Below are 553 nucleotides of genomic sequence, written 5' to 3'. Positions count from 1 at the left end.
GAGCAGCCATTTGTTCTCGCGCTCGATCAGTGTTTTGTCGCCAAGGCCATCTGGCGTTACCACCCGCGTGGTCATCATCACATGGGCGTGGATATTGCGCAGATCGGTTTTGCCCTGGGGCACATGGATGGCAAAGTCGACGGCGGCACTATGACGATTGGCGAGATCCTGTGCGAAGGCACGTGTGAGAGACAGACGCTCTTCGTCACTAAGCTCATGGGGAAGGGCAATCTCGAACTCGCGGGCCACGCGCGCATCGCAGCGTTTCTCGGCGGCCTCTGCGGCATTCCACAGTGTTGATCGATCCAGCGCCCAGGTTGCGTCGATACCATCGGGAAGCACGATCTCGCAGTGGTCGACACCCTGCCTGGCGGTAAAATCATGCACCAGACCATCGCGTTCATTTATCAGCAGACTTGCAGTGCGATAGGCAATGGCAGCCACGGCACTGCGGCCCCCTGATCTGGAGACTGGCTTGCTGCTCAGATGGTAAATCGCCACCGCCATCTGTCCTTTCCCGGTGCTGACAACCGGCTGGGTGAGGAATGCTGCA

The 553-nt window shown here is 59.0% G+C and carries 1 protein-coding gene; it reads right to left on the bottom strand.

The window, feature by feature from the left end:
* Positions 1-501, bottom strand: a 501-nt coding sequence (locus tag ACQZ51_RS23655; protein ID WP_448780992.1) for a MobA/MobL family protein, incomplete at its 3' end; no start/stop codon positions are given.
* Positions 502-553 lie beyond the last annotated feature (52 nt).

It is taken from the genome of Agrobacterium sp. CG674 (assembly GCF_053521645.1).
This window is presented reverse-complemented; position numbering and strand designations above follow the sequence as displayed.